The organism is Rathayibacter sp. AY1E8 (genome assembly GCF_002931415.1).
Taxonomy (GTDB): domain Bacteria; phylum Actinomycetota; class Actinomycetes; order Actinomycetales; family Microbacteriaceae; genus Rathayibacter.
The window spans coordinates 84600-103074 of the sequence record NZ_PSVI01000002.1 but is presented as its reverse complement, the minus strand read 5'-3'; the positions used below and the strand labels follow the sequence as shown (position 1 = coordinate 103074).

Sequence of the window (18475 nt, the reverse complement as noted above, 5' to 3'; positions counted from 1 at the left end):
GCGTAACCCCCTGGCACGGTCACCCGCTGCCGGGACACCCCCCGCCACTAGGATCGTGCGAATGCACAGCGTCCAGACCGCTCTCGAGACCCTCCGCGCGCTCGCGGGGACGCCCACGGTGACGCGGCTGGCGGAGGCGTTCGCAGCCCAGGGCCACGAGCTCGCGCTGGTCGGCGGCCCGGTCCGCGACGCCTTCCTCGGCCACGGCGTGCACGACCTCGACTTCACCACCTCCGCGCGCCCCGACGACATCGTGCGGATCGTCGCTCCGATCGCCGAGGCGCACTGGGACATCGGCCGGGCCTTCGGCACGATCGGCGCTCGCGTGGCCGGCGAGACGGTCGAGATCACGACCTACCGCAGCGACAGCTACGACGGGGTGAGCCGCAAGCCCGAGGTCGAGTTCGGCGACTCGCTCGAGGGCGACCTGGTGCGGCGCGACTTCACGGTCAACGCGATGGCGCTGCGGCTTCCGGAGGTCGTCCTCGTCGATCCCTCGGGAGGAGTGGAGGACCTGCTCGCCGGCCGGCTGCGCACCCCCTCCCCCGCCGACCTCTCCTTCGGCGACGATCCGCTCCGGATGCTCCGCGGCGCGCGCTTCACCTCGCAGCTCGGCTTCCGCACCACCGACGAGGTCGAGTGGGCGATGGCCGAGCTCGCCGGACGGATCGACGACGTCTCGGCGGAGCGCGTGCAGGAGGAGCTGCGGAAGCTCCTCGCGACCGCCTCGCCCCGCGCCGGCCTGGAGCTGCTGGTCGACACCGGTCTGGCCGGTCGCTTCCTCCCGGAGCTGCCCGCGCTGCGCCTGGAGCAGGACGAGCACAAACACCACAAGGACGTTTACACCCACAGCCTCACCGTGCTGGAGAAGGCGATCGCGCTGGAGGAGTCGCGGCACTCCGGAGCCGCGCCCGACGTCGTGGTGCGGCTCGGCGCTCTTCTGCACGACATAGGGAAGCCGGCCACGCGGCGGCTCGAGCCGGGCGGAGCGGTGAGCTTCCACCACCACGACATGGTCGGCTCCAAGCTCGCGATCAAGCGGATGCGCGCACTGAAGTTCGACAACCAGACGACGAAGGACGTGGCCCGCCTCATCGAGCTGCACCTGCGCTTCTTCGGGTACACGGACGGCGCGTGGACCGACTCCGCGGTGCGCCGCTACGTGACCGACGCCGGGCCCCTGCTCGAGCGACTGCACATCCTCACGCGCGCCGACGTGACCACGCGCAACCGCCGCAAGGCCGACCGGCTCGCGCACGCCTACGACGACCTCGAGGCGCGCATCGCGGAGCTCGCCGAGAAGGAGGAGCTCGCCTCCAAGCGCCCCGACCTCGACGGCACGCGGATCATGGAGATACTCGGCCTCGCCCCGGGCCCCGAGGTCGGGCAGGCGTACCGGTTCCTGCTGGAGCTGCGGCTCGAGGAGGGGCCGCTCGGCGAGGAGGTCGCGACGCAGCGGCTCCGCGAGTGGTGGGCGTCGCGCTGAGGCGCTGAGCGGGGCCCCGTGCCCGCCTCGCCCTGCGCCCGGGTGGTGCGCCTCGAGCGGATCCGTCCGGCGCGTCGCGGCGGTCCTGTTGTAGTCTGTACAGGTTGTCCACGACCAGACGCACTCGCGTCCGCGGGAGTGGGCAGATGCTACATACCCTCCTGTCACGGAAATACCGTGGCCGTTCAGTCCGAAGGAGGTGGGTTAGTGACGCATCAGTACGAGATCATGGTCATCCTGGACCCCGAGATCGATGAGCGCACTGTCGCTCCGAGTCTCGACAAGTTCCTCAACGTCATCCGCACCGATGGTGGATCCATCGACAAGGTCGACGTCTGGGGCCGCCGTCGTCTGGCGTACGAGATCAACAAGAAGTCCGAGGGCATCTACGCCGTCGTCGACTTCACGTCGACCTCCGCCGCAGCGAACGAGCTCGACCGTCAGCTGAAGCTGTCCGAGGCCGTCATGCGCACCAAGGTGCTGCGGGCCGAAGAGGGCATCGCCCAGGTCGCTGCCGCCGCGAAGCTCGCCGACGAGAAGGCCGCCCGCAAGGCTGCCAAGGCCTCGGCCGCTCCCAAGGCGTAGCGCTCATGGCCGGCGAGACGATCATCACCGTGGTGGGGAACCTCACCGCCGACCCCGAGCTGCGCTACACGCAGGGCGGGCTCGCGGTCGCGAACTTCACCATCGCCTCCACGCCGCGCACCTTCGACCGTCAGGCGAACGACTGGAAGGACGGCGAAGCGCTGTTCCTCCGCGCCTCCGTCTGGCGCGAGTTCGCCGAGAACGTCGCAGGAACGCTGACCAAGGGCAGCCGCGTCATCGCGACCGGCCGCCTGAAGCAGCGCTCCTACGAGACGAAGGAAGGCGAGAAGCGCACCAGCATCGAGCTCGAGATCGACGAGATCGGGCCCTCGCTGCGCTACGCGACCGCGCAGGTCACGCGCGCCTCCGGTGGAGGCGGACGCGGCCAGGCCGGTGGCGGCCAGGCCAACGGCGGTCAGATCGGCGGCGGCCCGGGCGGCTTCCGCGGCGGCGGTCAGGGGGGCTCCGGCAACGCCCGCCGCAACCGTGGCGCTCCGGCCGCGGCGCCGTGCGCGCCGACCGCTCCCGCCGGTGGCGACGTGTGGAGCACGCCGGGCAGCTACAACGACGAGACGCCGTTCTGAGCCTCGGCTCGGACGCTCTCCTCACCTGAATCACGCCTCCCCCGCACCGCGATCACTCGCGGCGGGGCAGGGGCGAACCAGAATCTAAGGAAACCACTATGGCTGGAAAGAGCAGCGGCGACCGCCGCAAGCCGATCCGCGGCAAGGGCGCGAAGAACGCGGCCCCCGCGAAGTCGGTCCGCGTGGGTGTCATCGACTACAAGGACGTCGCGACCCTCCGCAAGTTCATCTCGGAGCGCGGGAAGATCCGCGCCCGTCGTATCACCGGCGTCTCCGTTCAGGAGCAGCGCCTCATCGCCCGTGCCGTCAAGAACGCCCGCGAGATGGCGCTCCTGCCCTACGCCGGCAGCGGAAGGTAGGTAACGGTAGGTCCAAGGTCATCCTGACCCACGAGGTCGACGGACTCGGCTCGGCCGGCGACGTCGTCGACGTGAAGAACGGGTTCGCCCGCAACTACCTCATCCCTCAGGGCTTCGGCGTCGCGTGGACCCGCGGTGGCGAGAAGCAGGTCGAGCAGATCAAGTCGGCGCGAGCCGCTCGTGAGCACAAGACCATCGAAGAGGCCCAGCACACCAAGCAGGTCCTCGAGGCCAACCGCGTGAAGCTGACGGTCAAGGCCGGCAAGGACGGCCGCCTGTTCGGCTCGGTGAAGACCTCCGACATCGCGAACGCGGTGGCGGCGGCCGGATTCGGCGAGCTCGACAAGCGCAAGATCGTCATCTCGAACGCGATCAAGCACGTCGGCGAGCACGAGGCCGTGGTGCGTCTGCGCGACGACATCCAGGCCACTGTGAAGCTGCAGGTGGTCGCGGCCAAGTAAGGCCGCGAGAACGCCGCGGAGGGCGGTGCGACGGGGCTTCCGAGTCCCCTCGCACCGCCCTTCGTCGTTCCCGTTCTCCACAGCTCCATCCACATACACCCTCCGGCGGGACCAACCTTCACTGTGGTCTTGAGACTCTTTTCCCCACACACCTGTGGAAAGCAGGAAATGCCTGGTCAAAAGCCGGAAAAAACTTGTTGAGGGCCGCTGATCCCACAGGGTTGTCCACACGTTGCCCACAGTGGGCCCGGCGTTTCCCCTCGGTTCTGCACAGCTCTCTCCACAGGGCGGTTTGCGTGCCGCGGGCGGCGGTCCGTAGGGTGGCGCAGCGCCCCGCGAGGGGTGCGGGCAGGCGCCCGTGCGCCGCTGTCGGAGGTCGCTGGTAGACCGGATCCCGGCACCGGCTCGACCGGACGCGCAGCACCCGACAGGAGGAGGCGAAGGCATGACGATCGCGCACCTGGCGGTACCCGGCTCGGACGGACGGGACGGTCGCGGAGACCGCGGCGAGTCACGCGGGAACGAGCGGACCCCTCCGCACGACCTCCTCGCCGAGCAGTCGGCGCTGGGCGGCATGCTGCTCTCGAAGGACGCGGTCGCCGACGTCGTCGAGAGCGTCAAGGGCACCGACTTCTACATCCCCAAGCACGAGATCGTCTTCGACGCGATCCTCGCCCTCTACTCGCACGGCGAGCCGACCGACGTCATCGCGGTCACCGACGAGCTCACGAAGCAGGGCGAGCTGCAGCGGGCCGGCGGCGCCGACTACCTGCACACGCTCACCTCGATGGTCCCCACCGCGGCCAACGCCGGGTACTACGCCTCCATCGTCGCCGAGCGCGCTCTGCTGCGCCGCCTCGTCGAGGCGGGCACCCGCATCGCGCAGATGGGCTACCAGGGCGAGGGCGAGGTGCTCGACCTGGTCAACACGGCGCAGGCCGAGATCTACAACGTCACCGGCTCCGAGACGGCGGAGGACTACGTCCCGCTGACCGACGCGGTGACCGTCGCGATCGACGAGATCGAGGCGGCCGCTCACAAGGACGGCAGCTTCACCGGCGTCCCCACCGGCTTCGCCGACCTCGACGACCTGACCAACGGCTTCCACGCCGGGCAGATGATCATCGTCGCCGCGCGCCCCGCGCTCGGAAAGTCGACGCTGGCGCTCGATTTCGCCCGCGCCGCCGCGATCAAGCACAACATGGCCACGATCTTCTTCTCCCTCGAGATGGGGCGCAGCGAGATCGCGATGCGCCTCCTCTCGGCCGAGGCGTCCGTGCCGCTGCAGCACATGCGGAAGGGCACGGTCGACCAGCGCGACTGGACGACCATCGCCTCCACCCGCGGCCGGATCAACGACGCGCCGCTCTACATCGACGACTCGCCCAACATGACCCTCGTCGAGATCCGGGCGAAGTGCCGCCGGCTCAAGCAGCGGGTCGGGCTCAAGATGGTCGTCATCGACTACCTGCAGCTGATGACCTCCGGCAAGAAGGTCGAGAGCCGCCAGCAGGAGGTCTCGGAGTTCTCGCGTGCCCTCAAGCTCCTCGCGAAGGAGCTGCAGGTGCCGGTCATCGCGCTCTCGCAGCTGAACCGAGGCCCCGAGCAGCGCGCCGACAAGCTCCCCGCCATCTCGGACCTCCGCGAGTCCGGCTCGATCGAGCAGGACGCTGACATGGTGATCCTCCTGCACCGCGAGAGCGACTACGAGAAGGACAACCCGCACGCGGGCGAGGCCGACCTCATCGTCGCCAAGCACCGCAACGGCCCGACCCGCACGGTGACCGTGGGCTTCCACGGCCACTTCTCGCGCTTCGCCGACATCCCGGCGGTCTGACGTGACAGGTGCCGCTGCCGTCCCCGAGCCCGTCGACGTCCCGCTGGGCGGCGGGTCGATCCGCCTGGGCCAGTTCCTCAAGTTCGCGGGGATCCTCTCGGGCGGCGAGGCCAAGGAGGCGGTCGCCGAGGGGATGGTGACCGTCAACGGCGAAGTCGATCTGCGCCGCGGGCGCCAGCTCGTCGTCGGCGACGTCGTCGGGTTCGACCGGAACCGCTTCCGCGTCTGCGAGTGAGCACGGCCGCGCCTCGACGGGTGCGATCGGCCGAGACACCGCGGAACGGATGAGACGCCGCTCAGAGGCGGGCGCGTCGGCGTGTTGAGCGGTGGCTCGGCGCACACTGGCTCCTGGACATCCCGGGACGACAGGAGACGCGCGTGCAGCTCGGCATTCACTTCATGAACTTCACCCTTCCGGGCGGAAGCGCGGGGATCGCGCCGATCCTCGGAGCGACCGCGCGGACGGCCGAGGACGTCGGCTGCGCCTGGTTCACGCTGATGGACCACTACTTCCAGATGGAGCACTTCGCGACGAGCGAGGATCCGATGCTCGAGGGCTACACCTCGCTCGGCTTCGTCGCCGGCCGGACGGAGCGGATGCGGCTGGGGCTCCTCGTCACCGGCGTGACGTACCGCCATCCGGGACTGCTCGCGAAGATCGTCACCACCCTCGACGTGCTCTCCGGCGGGCGCGCGATGCTCGGCATCGGCGCCGCCTGGTACGAGCGCGAGCACCTCGGGCTCGGCGTGCCGTACCCGCCGCTGAAGGAGCGGTTCGAGCGGCTGGAGGAGACGCTGCGGATCTGCCGTCAGATGTGGAGCGACGACGACGGGCCGTTCGAGGGGACGCACTACCGGCTGGCCGAGACGCTGAACCACCCGGCGCCGATCCAGCAGCCCGGCCCGCCCATCCTCATCGGCGGCGGAGGCGAGAGGAAGACGCTGCGGCTGGTCGCTCAGTACGGCGACGCCTGCAACCTGTTCGGCACCGGCGCGGACGACGTGGCGCACAAGCTCGACGTGCTGAAGCGGCACTGCGACGACCTCGGGCGCGACTACGCGACGATCACGAAGACCATCACCGGGGGCGGCGATCCGATCGGCGACCCCGACGGCTTCGTCCGCGCGATGGAGGAGTACGCGGCGCTGGGGATCGACCACGTGCAGCTGGCCCCGGCCGGGCCGGATCCGGAGGGGTACGTCGCCCGGCTGGGCGAGGGCGTGATCGAGCGGGTGGCGGCTCTCGGCTGAGGGTTCCCGGGCAGCCGCGCGGCACTCCGACCGGTTCGGGTGCCGCGGGCGTCACCGCTGATCCGCTCCGCCGGCCGGGTCCGCCGTCACCGGCGCGAGGACTCCGGTGGCGAGGATGTCCCGGGTCGGGGGACGTCGTCGGCGGATCCTGCCCCCGTCAGGGTCGCGGCGTAGAGACGGGCGAGGAGCGCGACCTACGGTTCGAGCCTCCCACCTCGGGTTATTGAGCTCACGCTGACGTGGGCAGATCGCTGGCCTCATGCCGCACGTGTCCTCTCGCACCTCGCTCCGCCGTCATCGGCAGAACCGCAGAAGAGGGGCGATCGGGACGGGTGTCGTCCTCGCCGTCGTCGGCGCCGCGCTCTTCGCCGGCGTCTCGGCGCAGGCGGCCACGGCTCCGGACCTCGGCACGGCGGAGGACTACTCGGTCCTGGCCGCGTCGACCGTGACGAACACGGGGTCGAGCGTCCTGGACCAGAGCGTCGGGGTCAGCCCGCTGACCGCCGTCACCGGATTCCCGCCCGGACGGACGGACGGACGGAGTGATCCACCGCGGAGACGCGGAGGCGGCTCAGGCCCAGGCCGACGTGGGCACCGCCTACGGACAGCTCGCCTCGCAGGCGACGACCGCGCAGATCGGCGCCGAGATCGGCGGCAGCACGCTGAAGCCCGGGGTCTACACCGCGGCCGGACCGGTCGGCGTGACGGGGACGCTCACGCTCGACGCCGAGGGCGTCAACGAGGCGGTCTTCGTGATCCGCGCCGCGTCGACGCTGACGACGGCCTCGTCGAGCACGGTGGCCCTGATCAACGGAGCGCAGGCCTGCAACGTCTACTGGCAGATCGGCAGCTCCGCGACGCTCGGCACCGACTCGGACTTCGTGGGCTCCGTGCTCGCCTCGGCCTCGATCACGGTGACGACGGGCGTCTCCGTCGAGGGCCGCGCACTGGCCCGCACGGGAGCGGTCACGCTCGACTCCAACGACTTCACCGAGCCGGGCTGCGAGCCCTCCGACGGCGGACCGTCGCCGACGGCTACGCCGACCATCACGCCGACCGTGACGCCGACCGTGACGCCGACGGTCACGCCGACCGTGACCCCGACGGTCACGCCGACCGTGACGCCGACCGTGACCCCGACCGTGACGCCGACCGTGACGCCGACGGTCACGCCGACCGTGACCCCGACGGTCACGCCGACCGTGACCCCGACGGTCACGCCGACCGTGACGCCGACCGTGACCCCGACGGTCACGCCCACCGTGACGCCGACGGTCACGCCGACAGTCACGCCGACCGTGACCCCCACGGTCACGCCGACCGTGACGCCCACGGTCACGCCGACGGTGACCCCGACCATCACTCCGACCGTGACCCCGACGGTCACACCCACTGTCACGCCGACCGTGACCCCCACCGTCACGCCGACCGTGACGCCGACGGTCACACCCACTGTCACGCCGACCGTGACTCCCACCGTCACCCCGACGGTGACTCCCACCGTCGTGCCGACGGTGACTCCGACGATCGCGCCCACCGTCACTCCGACGGTGACTCCGACGATCGCGCCCACCGTCACTCCGACGGTGACTCCGACGATCGCGCCCACCGTGGCTCCGACGGTCACGCCGACGACCACGCCGACGGCGACCCCGACCGTGGCTCCGACGGCGACCCCCACCCCCACGCCGACCGCGACGCCCACGGCCTCGCCCACTCCGACCGCGACCACAGCGCCGCGACCGGCGCCCTCCCACGCCGGGGTCGTTCCCGTATCCGGGTCGAACGGTCCCCGCGGTCCGGCTCTCGCCTCGACCGGAGTGGACGCCGCAGCGACGGCGACCGCCGGAGTGCTGGGCCTGCTCGCCCTGGTCGGCGGCGGTCTGATGCTCCTCACCCTCCGACGCCGCGGTGAGCGCACCGGCAGCTGATCCCGGCTGATCACCGGCAGCTGATCACCGCCAGGCCGTGCGCCGGACTCCCGAGGGGTCCGGCGCACGTCTGCGCCCACGATCGCGCTCCGCCCGTCTCTCGGGTGTCCTCGCCGATGCGCGCAGGCCCGCTCGTGCGTCGAGACGCCGCTCCGAGTGTCGGGACATCGCGGTAGGGGCAGTGCCTCGGGGCGGAAGGCGGCATGCGAGGAGTGCGCGACCGCTCTGCTCGGAACGCGGGCGTCCGCTCGATGCCGGGGTCCGCTCCGCCCGGTCGTCAGACCCCGGCCAGCTCGGCTCGGAGGGGCGGGTCCGCGCCGATGCGGGAGGCGGTGACTCCCGCCGCCCGGGCCGCCCACCGGCCCGCCGCGAGGAGGGCGTCCTCGTCGAGAGCGGTGGTCCCGCTGTCGAGGAGGGCGTCGATCAGCCCGGCCATCGCCGTGTCGCCGGCGCCGATGGTGTCCGCGACGGCGATGCGGGAGGCGGGGACGACGACCCGGGCCCGGCGGGACGCGAGGACCATGCCCTCGCCGCCCCGCGTGACGACCGCCAGCGAAGGGCCGGCAGCCAGGAGGCGGTCGAGGACGGCGTCGACGGAGTCGCCGGGGTGGAGCCACTCGGCGTCCTCGTCGCTCAGCTTCACCAGATGGCAGCGCCGGAGGAGCCGCTCGAGGACGCGGTGGACCTCGGCGCGCGGAGGGAGCACCTCGGGCCGGATGTTGGGGTCGAGGCTGACGGAGGTCCCGGGCGGCAGACGGTCGAGCAGGTCCGCGACCGTGTCTGCGCCGGGATGCAGGAAGGCGGCGATCGACCCGGTGTGGAGGTGCGCGGCTCCGTCGGGATCGACGCGGTCCGGGTTCCAGCTGAGGTCGAACTCGTACCGGGCCGACCCGTCGGCGCCGATGACCGCCGCCGCGGTCGACGTGGTGCCGCGCGCGGGCGCCGACACCGCGACTCCGGACTCCTCCAGGTGCGCTCGGGCCCGGCGTCCGCGCTCGTCGTCGCCCAGGGCGGTGGCGAAGCGGACGGAGCGGCCGAGCCGGGAGAGGGCGACGGCGACGGTCGCGGGCGAGCCGCCGACGTGCTCCGACCGGCTCCCGTCCCGCTCGACGACGTCGACGACGGTCTCGCCGACGACGAGGACGCGAGAGCCGGAGCCCGAGCCGGGCCCGCTCACTCCGCCGCCGCGCGGACCTGCAGCGTCGTGAACGGCGCCGACGGGAAGACGAGCTGGGTGAGGGTGCTGAGACCCCCGCCGAGGAACACCTCGACCACCGAGGCGTCGACGACGATGCGGACCGGGATCCGCCCCGACTCGTCCGGCGCGGGCAGCGGAGCCCAGTCGACCGAGGGGAAGGACGCCGCGAAGTCCACCGCGCCGCTGCGCGTGCGGTCGCAGGTCAGCACTCCCTCGTCGCCGTCGACCGTGAGCACCACTTCGTCGTCGGTCGTGCCGGTGAGCAGGCGCAGCTCGGTGCGGTCGCCGGGGAGGCGGGACACGTCGACGTCGAAGACGCGGACGTCGCGGGACGCCGGCCCGGTCGGCAGGACCGCCCGCTGCGCGAGGCGGAGACGGCCGTCGGCCCCGCGGACGAGGTCGAGCTCGCGCACGAGCGACATGGACGAGCGCCACGGGCCGGTGGGCGTCTCGTTCGCGTAGTCCCAGTTGCTGGCCCACGCGACCGTGAGGCGGCGGCCCTCGGGAGCGTCGTTGAAGGAGACGGCCGCGTAGTAGTCCCGGCCGTAGTCGAGCCAGTCGTAGTCGGCGGGGTCCTCGGACGCGCTGATCCGGTCGGCGATGAACTCGGCTCCGTCGAAGTCGCCGAGGTAGTACTGGCTGCCGGAGCCGCCGGCGATGCCGCCCGGGTTGAGGCTCACGATCATCATCCAGCGGACCTCGTCGGTGCCGCGCACGCGCAGCGGGAAGAGGTCCGGGCACTCCCAGACGCCGCCCGTGGCATGGGCGGGGCCGAAGTGGGAGCGCCGGGTCCACGCGATCAGGTCGGGCGAGGTGTAGACCGCGACGCGGCGGTCGACCGCCTCGACGGCGACCATCACCCAGTGGCCGTCGTCCCCGCCGAACCAGAAGACCTTCGGATCGCGGAACTCCGCGGAGCCGATGTCGAGGACGGGGTTGCCCGCGTACCGGGTCCAGGTGGCGCCGTCGTCGACGCTGTAGGCGAGCGCCTGGGCCTGCGAGGCCCCGGTGCCGTCCGGGAGGGCGTGGCGGGCGGCCGTGTAGACCGCGACGAGGGCCGTCTCGCCGGGGCCGGCGAAGCCCGCCGTGTTGCGGACGTCGGCGACCGCGCTGCCGGAGAAGGCCATCTCGCCGTCGAGGACGGGGATCGCGACGGGCTGCTCGCTCCACGACACCAGATCGGTCGAGGTCGCGTGGCCCCAGGACATGTTGCCCCAGGTGCTGCCGGTCGGATTGTTCTGGAAGAACAGGTGGTAGGTGCCGTTGTGGAAGAGGAGCCCGTTCGGGTCGTTCAGCCAGGTGGATCGGGCGGTGAAGTGGGCGGACGGACGCCAGGCGTCGGTCGTCGTGGTGATGGTCACAAGGGCTCCTGAGGAGAGGGGTTCGGTGCGGCCGGACGAGGGGCGCGGGCGGCTGCCGCCCGCGCCCCCGGGAACTACTCGCCGCCGTTCTGGAAGCGGTCGTAGGCCTGCTGGTACGTCGCGGTCACGTCGGAGGCGCCCATCGACTCCAGCTGCGAGACGTAGGAGTCCCACTCGCTGTCGACGGTCCCGTTGACGATCCAGGCGGCGAACTTCTCCTTCACCAGGGTGTTGATGTCGGTCAGCGCGTACGAGACGCGGTCGAGCTCGTCGTTCGAGAGCATCACCGGCGGGTAGGCGTCGTTCGCCTTGTAGGGGAGGTAGTACTCGTTCACCAGGTCCTGGCGCTCCTTCGCGCGCGGCTCGGGGGCCACGACGGTCTCGAAGTCCTTCTCGGTGGTGATCTTCGGGCCGCCCGGGGCGACCTTCTGGCGGCGCTCGCCCTCGGCCTCGCCGGCGGCGGCGGGGATCTGCACGAGGAGGCCGGTGGCCTCGTCCTTCTGGAGGGTGACGCCGAGGGGTCCCCAGCTGCTCTGGGCGCTCATCTCGGGGTCGAAGAGGCGGTCGGCCCAGCGCATCGTGGCGGCGGGGTACTCGTTGGAGCGGGTGATCGCCATCGCGCCGCGGTTGATCTCCTGGTTGCTGGTGACGCTGGCGCGCTTCTCGCCGTCGACGCCCTCGAGCACGCCGAGGATCGCGTAGTCGCCGAGGCGGTCCTCGCCGACCATCTCCTTCGCCTCCCACCAGAAGAAGGAGCCGAGGACCGGGGTGTCGGCCTTGCCCTTGGAGAGGAAGGCGACGTCGTCCTGCGAGAACGACTCGGGGTCGATGAGCCCGTCGGCGTACCAGTCGGAGAGCGCCTCGACGCCCTGCTTGTAGCCGTCGGTGTCGGCCGTGAACTGCACCTTCCCGTCGACCACGATGCGGTGGTCGTTGTTCTCCGGCTGGCCGCCGAGCGCCGCGATCAGGTCGTGCGGGTTGCCGCAGAAGGAGTCGGTGCGGAAGGACAGCGGGATCTCGTCGGCCTTGCCGTTGCCGTTGGGGTCGCCGGTTCTGAAGGCCTCGAGCGCGGCCCGGTACTCCTCGATCGTCGTCGGCATCGGGAGGCCGAGTGCGTCGAGCCAGGCGGTGTTGATGAAGAGGAAGTTCGGGTACTGGAGGATCCCGAGCTCCTCGACCGAGGGCAGCGTGTAGATGTGGCCGTCCGAGGCGGTGAGCGCGGCGCGGATGTCGGGCCGGTCCTCGAGGATCGCGGAGAGGGTCGGCGCGTGCTCCTCGATCAGGTCCTCGAGGGGCAGGAGCGTGCCGTTCTCGCCGTACTGCACGATCTCGGCGTCGGTGAGGCCCGAGTTGAACAGCACGTTCGGCACGTCGTCGCTGGCGAGGAGGAGGTTCTTCTTCTCGGCGTAGACCTGCTCGGGGAGGTTCTTCCAGTCGATCGAGATGTTGGTGTCCTCCTCCCACTGCTGCACGAGCTGCATCGAGGAGTAGTCGGGGGACAGGGCGGACTTGGTGCCGCCGAAGGTCAGCGACAGCGTGTCGTCGACGATCGGCAGGCCGGTCTCGTTGAAGCCGACCTCGCTCGAGCGGTCCTGGACGGGGTCGTTCCCGCCGCCGGTCGTGCAGCCGGCCAGGAGCAGTCCGCCGGAGAGGGCGAGTGCGGTGGTGGTGAAGAAACTGCGGTGTCTCATCGTTCGTGTTCCTCTTGTCGAAAGGGTGGTGCGGGAGGGGTGGAGGGTCAGCTCTTCACGGCGCCGAGAAGGGCGCCCTTGGTGAAGTGCTTCTGCATGAAGGGCAGGACGATCAAGAGGGGGATCGTCGAGACGACGATCATTCCGTACTTGATCAGCTCGCCCAGGCGCTGGGCGGCGGCGTAGGAGTCCATCGCTCCGGAGCCGCCTGCGGAGGTGACCTCGGACTGGATCAGGACGTTGCGCAGCACCAGCTGGAGCGGGTACTTGCTCTCGTCGTCGAGGTAGATCAGGGCGTCGAAGAAGGCGTTCCAGTTGGCCACGAGGTGGATCATGATCATGAGGAAGATCAGCGGCTTCGACAGCGGCAGGACGATGCTGAAGAAGAAGCGGAAGTCGCTCGCGCCGTCCATCTGAGCGGCGTCGCGCAGCTCGCCCGGCACGTTGTTCTCGAAGAAGGCGCGGGCGATGATCAGGTTCCAGACCCCGACCGCGCCGGGCAGGACCACGGCCCAGATCGTGTCCAGCATCCCGAGGTCGCGCACCACCAGGTAGCGGGCGATCAGGCCTCCGTCGATGAACATCGTGAGGATGAAGATCAGGAGGAAGACGGTCCGCCCGTAGAGGTCCTTCCTCGACAGGGCGTAGGCCGCGCAGAGGATCGTGCTGACGCTGATCGCGGTGCCGACGACCGTGTACAGGACCGAGTTGCCGAAGCCCTGCCAGATCGCGCCGTCCGAGAAGATCCGCCCGTAGCCCTCGAGAGTGAAGCCGGCCGGCCAGAGCCAGACGTTCCCGTTGAGGATCTGCGACGGCTCGCTGAACGAGGCGATCACGATGAAGTACATCGGGTAGACGATCGCGACGATCGCCAGGAGCAGGACGGCGATCGCGATCGTGTTGAACACGGGGTCCGCGTACCGTCCGGTGCGCTTCGCCGGGGCGGTGCGGCGAGGGGGAGTCGGTGCCGACGGCTCGCGGACGGCGCGGTCGGGGTGGATGGTCTGTGTCATGGCGTCGTCACCAGAGGCTCGATTGGCCCGCACGGCGGGCGACCTGGTTGAAGGTCGCCAGCAGGACGAGGTTGATCAGGGAGTTGAAGAGGCCGATGGCGGCCGAGTAGCTGAACTGCGCCTGCTGCAGCCCCGCCTTGTAGACGTAGGTCTGGATCACCTCGGAGGTCGGGAGGTTGAGGTCGGTCTGCATGAGCAGGACCTTCTCGAATCCGAGGTTGAAGAGATTGCCGATCGCCAGGATGAACAGGATCGTGATCACCGGCAGGATGCCCGGGATGTCGATGTGGCGGATCCGCTGCCACTTGCTCGCTCCGTCGACGCGGGCGGCCTCGTGCAGAGCCGGGTCGATCGCGGTGAGGGCGGCGAGGTAGACGATCATCGAGAACCCGGCGTTCTGCCAGATGTCGGAGCCGATGTAGAGGGGCCGGAACCAGTCCGGCGAGCCCATGAAGAACACCGGCTCTCCCCCGAGGGCGACGATCGCGCTGTTCACGATCCCGGACCGCGGCGAGAAGAGCAGGTGGATCATGCCCACGACCACGACGACCGAGATGAAGGACGGCGAGTAGAGCACCGTCTGCGTGAACTTCTTGAACCGCTCGCTCTGCAGCTGGTTGACGATCAGCGCGAGCACGATCGGCACCGGGAAGGCGATGAGCAGCCCCAGGGCGTTCACCGTCAGGGTGTTCTCGATCAGGCGCCCGAACTGGAACGACGAGACGAAGCGGGTGAAGTTGTCCCAGCCCACCCACGGGCTGCCCGAGAAGCCGAGCGACGGGTTGTAGTCGCGGAAGGCGATCTGAGCGCCGTACATCGGCCAGTACTTGAACAGCGCCACGAAGACGAGCGCCGGGGTCAGTAGTACGTATAACTGCCAGGAGCGCAGGGCGCGCCTCGCAGCTGAGCGGAGGCGCTGCCTCGGTCTCAGGATTCGCCGTGGCCGGGGGATCCCGGGGGCGGACTTCATCGTCGTCATGCGCGCACCTCTGCACTCGTCACCGATCCGCGGAGGACCGGTGAGCAATGGATGGGATGGGGTCGGGGCTCCTCGCGCGGTTCCGCGAGGAGGAGGGAGACGGCGTCGCGGGCCATGCGCTCGTGGGGGAGCGCGACGGTCGTGAGGCCGGGGTCGAGGTAGGAGGCGAGGGTCTCCTGGTCGTCGAAGCCGACGATGGAGCAGTCCTCGGGCACGCGGAGGCCGCGCGCCTCAAGAGCCCGGTAGGCGCCCCAGGCGGTGCGGTCGTTGCCGCAGAAGATCGCGGTGGGGGGATCGGCCTCGTCGAGGAGCTCCGCGGTGAGCGCGAGGCCGTCCTCGACGGTGCCGCCGGAGCCGTGCCGGACGAGGCGGGGGTCCACGGTGAGGCCCGCCTCCTCGAGGGCGCGGCGGTAGCCCGCCCGCCGTCCGACACCCGCAGGGAGGTCGCTGTCGGCGGGCTGGATGTCGATGTAGGCGATGCGGCGGTGGCCGGCGCCCGTCAGCTGGCTGGTGGCGGTGTACCCGCCCTCCTCCTCGTCCGGGAAGACGCTCGAGAAGCGCCCGCCGGCGGACTGCGCGTTCACGACCACGGTGGGCACGTCCCCCAGCGCCTCCGGCACCTCGACGACGCGGTGGTACATCGAGGCGTAGATGACGCCGAGCACGCGGTACGACAGCATCATGTCGATCGCCGACTCCTCGAGGGCGCGCTCGCCGAAGGTGTCGACGCTGAGGATGATGTGGCCGCTCTCCCAGGCCCGCATCTGCGCGCCCTTCAGCAGGCGGCCGGCGAAGGGGGAGCTGGCGACCTCGTCCGAGACGAAGCCGATCATGCCCGACTGCCCGCTGCGGAGCGACTTCGCGAAGGCGTTGGTGCGGTAGCCGAGATCCTCGACCGCCTCCATCACGCGGGCTCGGGTGGCCTCGGTGACGCGGTTGCCGGGAGCGTTGTTGAGCACGAGGGACACGGTGGCCTGGGAGACGCCGGCGCGCTCCGCGACCTGCCTCATCGTCGCCGTCCGTCCGGCCATGACCCACCTCCTCGTGGTCTCGGTTATTCGTATAACTGGAAAATACACATCCGAGAGCGCGGCGTCAACATCCGATTCCGCGAGCCCCGGTCGGCACGTCGCGGGAACGCAGGGGTCGTCGTTCCGGAGCTCGAGTGCGACGACGTCCGCGTTCTCGCGGAGGGCGGGGGCGTCAGCCGGAGGACTCCCGCGGCACGAGGCGGACGGGCATGGCCTGCACGCCTGCGGTCGGACGTCCGTGGATCGCGTTCGAGAGCTCCTCCGCGGCGGCGCGGCCGAGCGTGTCGAGCATCATGTCGATGCTCGAGAGCGGCGGGCGGGCGGCCTCGACGAGGAGGTCCCAGTTGTCGAAGCCGACGACGGCCACGTCCTGCGGCACCCGCCGGCCGGTCTCGCGCAGGTGGTCGAGCGTGCCGCGGGCGATCTGGTCGCTCGCGCAGATGATCGCGTCGAGGTCCGGATGCGCGCGCAGCAGCGTCTCGGCGCACTGGCGGCCCCAGCTCTCGGACCACTGCCCGAAGAGGACGCCGCCGCCGACCAGCGGCAGCCCCGCCTCCGTCAGCGCCTGCTCGACGCCCCGGGCGCGGTCGTGGGCGGCGGTGTAGCTCGGCTCGCCGTTGACGAGAGCGATCCTCGTCCGTCCGCGCTCGATCAGGTGGCGGGCGGCGAGGACGCCGGCCTGCACGTTGTCGGGCGTGAAGGAGGAGTCGCGCGGATCCTCCGAGGGCGCATAGGCGTAGACGACCGGCACCGGGATGGTGCGCGTGATCGAGGGGCGCGGGTTCGTCGTCCGGCCGAGCACCACGATCCCGTCGACGCGCTTGGCGAGCAGGTTCTTGATGTGGTGCTGCTCGCGGATCGAGTCGCCGCGGGCGTCGCAGAGGAGCACCGACGTCGATCCGGCGCCGAACGCGTCCTCGGCGCCGAGCAGCACGGGGAGCACGAAGCGGTTGTCGAGGTCGTTCGTGAGCATCCCGATGGTGCCCGTGCGCCGGGAGTTGAGGGCCTGCGCGAACGGGTTCGGGGTGAAGGAGAGGGCCTCGGCGGCGTCCAGCACGCGCTGGCGGGTCTCGGCGCGCACCTGGTCGCGGCCGTTGAGCGCCTTGGAGGCTGTGGCGATCGAGACGCCGGCGGCGGCCGCCACGTCGGTGAGCGTGATGGTGCCGGTGGGCTTGCGTGGTGGCACCGCGCCTCCGTTCCGGGCCCGGCGGGCCGCCGCGTCGATCCTCGCACGACTCCGGCGAAAAACCGAAAAGACCGAAAAGGTCGCATCTCTTGACGCGCTGACCGCCCCTGCCTAGGTTTACCCGACAAAAAGTAGTTTCGGCCCGGCGCAGACGATCGGGACGACTGCCGAGGAATCCGTCAACGACGAAGGGATCATCCGTGAAGACGAGGAAGCACGCTCGGGGCCTCGCCGCCGCCGTCCTGCTGGGGACGGCCGCCGCCGCACTGACCGGCTGCGCGAGCGGCTCCGGGGGAGACTCCGGCTCCGCCGCGGGAGGCAGCTACACGTTCTGGGACCCGTACCCCCAGTTCGACGAGTCGTCCGACTGGGCGAAGCTCATCGACTCCTGCGGGACCGAGGCCGGCGTCACCGTCGAGCGCACCGGCTACGACACCACCGACCTGACCAACAAGGCGCTGCTCGCCGGTCAGCAGGGCAACTCGCCCGACCTCCTGCTCGTCGACAACCCCGTTGTCTCGACGCTCGCGGAGTCGGGCATCCTGACCACGACCGCCGAGTCCGGGCTCTCCACCGAGGGGATCGACGCGAACATCCTCGCGGCCGGTCAGACCGGCAGCTACACCTTCGGCGTGCCGAACGGCGCCAACACGCTCGCGTTCCACAACAACAAGGCCGGGCTCGAGAACGCCGCCGTCGACGCCGCCTCCATCACCGACTGGGCCGGGCTGACCGACGCGCTCGAGAAGGTCACCGCCTCCGGCGGCAAGGGCATCACGTTCTCCGGCATCGGCACGGAGGAGGGGACCTTCCAGTTCCTGCCGTGGTTCTGGGGCTCCGGCGCCGAGCTGACCGACCTCGACTCGCCCGCCGCGGTCGACGCCGTCTCGCTCTGGAGCGACTGGCTCGAGAAGGGCTACGCGCCCAACTCTGTGATCGGCAACACGCAGACCACGAGCTGGCAGGAGTTCGAGACCGGCGAGTACGCGTTCGGCGAGAACGGCACCTGGCAGCTGGCCAACGCGAAGGCCTCGGGCATCGACTACGGCGTCCTGACCATCCCGTCGAAGGACGGCGGAGCGGCCCCCGCACCGACGGGAGGCGAGTTCCTCACCCTCCCGGTGCAGTCGGACACGGCGCGCTACGAGCCCTCGAAGAAGATCGCCGAGTGCCTGACCTCGACGGAGAGCCTGGTCACGACCGACAACACGCTCTCGTACATCGCGCCGACGGCCGAGGCGCAGCAGGAGCAGGTCGCCGGCAACGCCGACCTCGAGCCGTGGGTCACCGCCGTGCAGGCCGCGAAGGGCCGCACCTCGGACGACCTCGGCACGAAGTACCCGAAGATCTCGGAGCAGCTGTGGGGCGCGGTGCAGACCGTGCTCAGCGGCTCGCAGTCTCCCGAGGACGCCCTGAAGGCCGCCCAGTCGGCCGCCGAATCCGCCACGAAGTAGGACGACCGGGGGCTCCCGCTCCCCGAACGAGGTCCCCCCGGCCGGTGCTCCGCGCACCGGCCGGGGGG

At 70.7% G+C, this 18475-nt stretch carries 17 protein-coding genes; 10 read left to right on the top strand and 7 right to left on the bottom strand.

The features are described 5' to 3' along the window. The first annotated feature begins 61 nt into the window (after positions 1-61). From C5C74_RS01360 to C5C74_RS01320, 9 genes are all read left to right on the top strand, one after another. Positions 62-1486 (top strand): CCA tRNA nucleotidyltransferase, encoded by a 1425-nt coding sequence (locus tag C5C74_RS01360; protein WP_104350851.1) that lies wholly within the window; start codon positions 62-64, stop codon positions 1484-1486. Positions 1487-1693: 207 nt separating this feature from the next. Beyond that, entirely contained in the window at positions 1694-2071 is a 378-nt protein-coding gene (rpsF, locus tag C5C74_RS01355) for a 30S ribosomal protein S6 (protein WP_068207796.1), read from the top strand. Positions 2072-2076: 5 nt separating this feature from the next. Then, the gene (locus tag C5C74_RS01350; protein ID WP_104350850.1) at positions 2077-2655 is read left to right on the top strand and encodes a single-stranded DNA-binding protein; all 579 of its coding nucleotides are present in this window, start codon (positions 2077-2079) and stop codon (positions 2653-2655) included. A 98-nt stretch (positions 2656-2753) separates the two neighbouring features. Beyond that, a complete protein-coding gene (gene rpsR / locus C5C74_RS01345) occupies positions 2754-3014 on the top strand; it encodes a 30S ribosomal protein S18 (RefSeq protein ID WP_055784551.1) in 261 nt (86 codons plus the stop codon). A 20-nt stretch (positions 3015-3034) separates the two neighbouring features. Beyond that, a complete protein-coding gene (gene rplI, locus C5C74_RS01340) occupies positions 3035-3475 on the top strand; it encodes a 50S ribosomal protein L9 (protein WP_104350849.1) in 441 nt (146 codons plus the stop codon). A 445-nt stretch (positions 3476-3920) separates the two neighbouring features. Then, positions 3921-5312 (top strand): replicative DNA helicase, encoded by a 1392-nt coding sequence (dnaB, locus tag C5C74_RS01335; RefSeq protein WP_104350848.1) that lies wholly within the window; start codon positions 3921-3923, stop codon positions 5310-5312. Position 5313: 1 nt separating this feature from the next. Further along, entirely contained in the window at positions 5314-5547 is a 234-nt protein-coding gene (locus C5C74_RS01330; protein ID WP_104268809.1) for an RNA-binding S4 domain-containing protein, read from the top strand. 143 nt (positions 5548-5690) lie between these two features. Next, positions 5691-6563, top strand: coding sequence for an LLM class F420-dependent oxidoreductase (locus tag C5C74_RS01325; RefSeq protein ID WP_181127373.1), 873 nt, complete (start codon positions 5691-5693; stop codon positions 6561-6563). Between the two features lie 542 nt (positions 6564-7105). Then, a complete protein-coding gene (locus C5C74_RS01320; protein WP_104350822.1) occupies positions 7106-8494 on the top strand; it encodes an ice-binding family protein in 1389 nt (462 codons plus the stop codon). Between the two features lie 277 nt (positions 8495-8771). Here the strand turns inward: C5C74_RS01320 and C5C74_RS01315 are convergent, their stop codons facing one another. From C5C74_RS01315 to C5C74_RS01285, 7 genes are all read right to left on the bottom strand, one after another. Next, the gene (locus C5C74_RS01315) at positions 8772-9671 is read right to left on the bottom strand and encodes a carbohydrate kinase family protein (protein ID WP_104350847.1); all 900 of its coding nucleotides are present in this window, start codon (positions 9669-9671) and stop codon (positions 8772-8774) included. Beyond that, a complete protein-coding gene (locus C5C74_RS01310) occupies positions 9668-11053 on the bottom strand; it encodes a glycoside hydrolase family 32 protein (RefSeq protein ID WP_104350846.1) in 1386 nt (461 codons plus the stop codon). The genes C5C74_RS01315 and C5C74_RS01310 overlap by 4 nt, the downstream gene beginning before the upstream one ends. Before the next feature lie 74 nt (positions 11054-11127). Beyond that, positions 11128-12744 carry an ABC transporter substrate-binding protein gene (locus C5C74_RS01305; protein ID WP_104288931.1) on the bottom strand — a complete coding sequence of 539 codons (1617 nt, stop codon included), beginning with the start codon at positions 12742-12744 and terminating at the stop codon, positions 11128-11130. Between the two features lie 47 nt (positions 12745-12791). Beyond that, positions 12792-13757, bottom strand: coding sequence for a carbohydrate ABC transporter permease (locus tag C5C74_RS01300; protein WP_104268804.1), 966 nt, complete (start codon positions 13755-13757; stop codon positions 12792-12794). 7 nt (positions 13758-13764) lie between these two features. After that, a complete protein-coding gene (locus C5C74_RS01295; protein WP_104350845.1) occupies positions 13765-14736 on the bottom strand; it encodes a sugar ABC transporter permease in 972 nt (323 codons plus the stop codon). Continuing rightward, on the bottom strand, positions 14733-15767 hold the full coding sequence (locus C5C74_RS01290; RefSeq protein ID WP_104268803.1) for a LacI family DNA-binding transcriptional regulator: 1035 nt from the start codon (positions 15765-15767) through the stop codon (positions 14733-14735). The genes C5C74_RS01295 and C5C74_RS01290 overlap by 4 nt, the downstream gene beginning before the upstream one ends. 172 nt (positions 15768-15939) lie before the next feature. Further along, positions 15940-16953, bottom strand: coding sequence for a LacI family DNA-binding transcriptional regulator (locus tag C5C74_RS01285; protein WP_104225800.1), 1014 nt, complete (start codon positions 16951-16953; stop codon positions 15940-15942). Positions 16954-17153: 200 nt separating this feature from the next. Between C5C74_RS01285 and C5C74_RS01280 the strand changes: the two genes are divergently transcribed. Continuing rightward, complete coding sequence (locus C5C74_RS01280; protein WP_104350844.1) at positions 17154-18407, top strand: extracellular solute-binding protein; 1254 nt, start codon at positions 17154-17156, stop codon at positions 18405-18407. Positions 18408-18475 lie beyond the last annotated feature (68 nt).

Coding starts and splice junctions, on each gene's coding strand:
- C5C74_RS01300 (WP_104268804.1), bottom strand. CDS start 13,757: ATGACACAGACCATCCACCCCGACCGCGCCGTCCGCGAGCCGTCGGCA.
- C5C74_RS01295 (WP_104350845.1), bottom strand. CDS start 14,736: ATGACGACGATGAAGTCCGCCCCCGGGATCCCCCGGCCACGGCGAATC.
- rpsR (WP_055784551.1), top strand. CDS start 2,754: ATGGCTGGAAAGAGCAGCGGCGACCGCCGCAAGCCGATCCGCGGCAAG.
- C5C74_RS01350 (WP_104350850.1), top strand. CDS start 2,077: ATGGCCGGCGAGACGATCATCACCGTGGTGGGGAACCTCACCGCCGAC.
- dnaB (WP_104350848.1), top strand. CDS start 3,921: ATGACGATCGCGCACCTGGCGGTACCCGGCTCGGACGGACGGGACGGT.
- C5C74_RS01290 (WP_104268803.1), bottom strand. CDS start 15,767: ATGGCCGGACGGACGGCGACGATGAGGCAGGTCGCGGAGCGCGCCGGC.
- C5C74_RS01305 (WP_104288931.1), bottom strand. CDS start 12,744: ATGAGACACCGCAGTTTCTTCACCACCACCGCACTCGCCCTCTCCGGC.
- C5C74_RS01360 (WP_104350851.1), top strand. CDS start 62: ATGCACAGCGTCCAGACCGCTCTCGAGACCCTCCGCGCGCTCGCGGGG.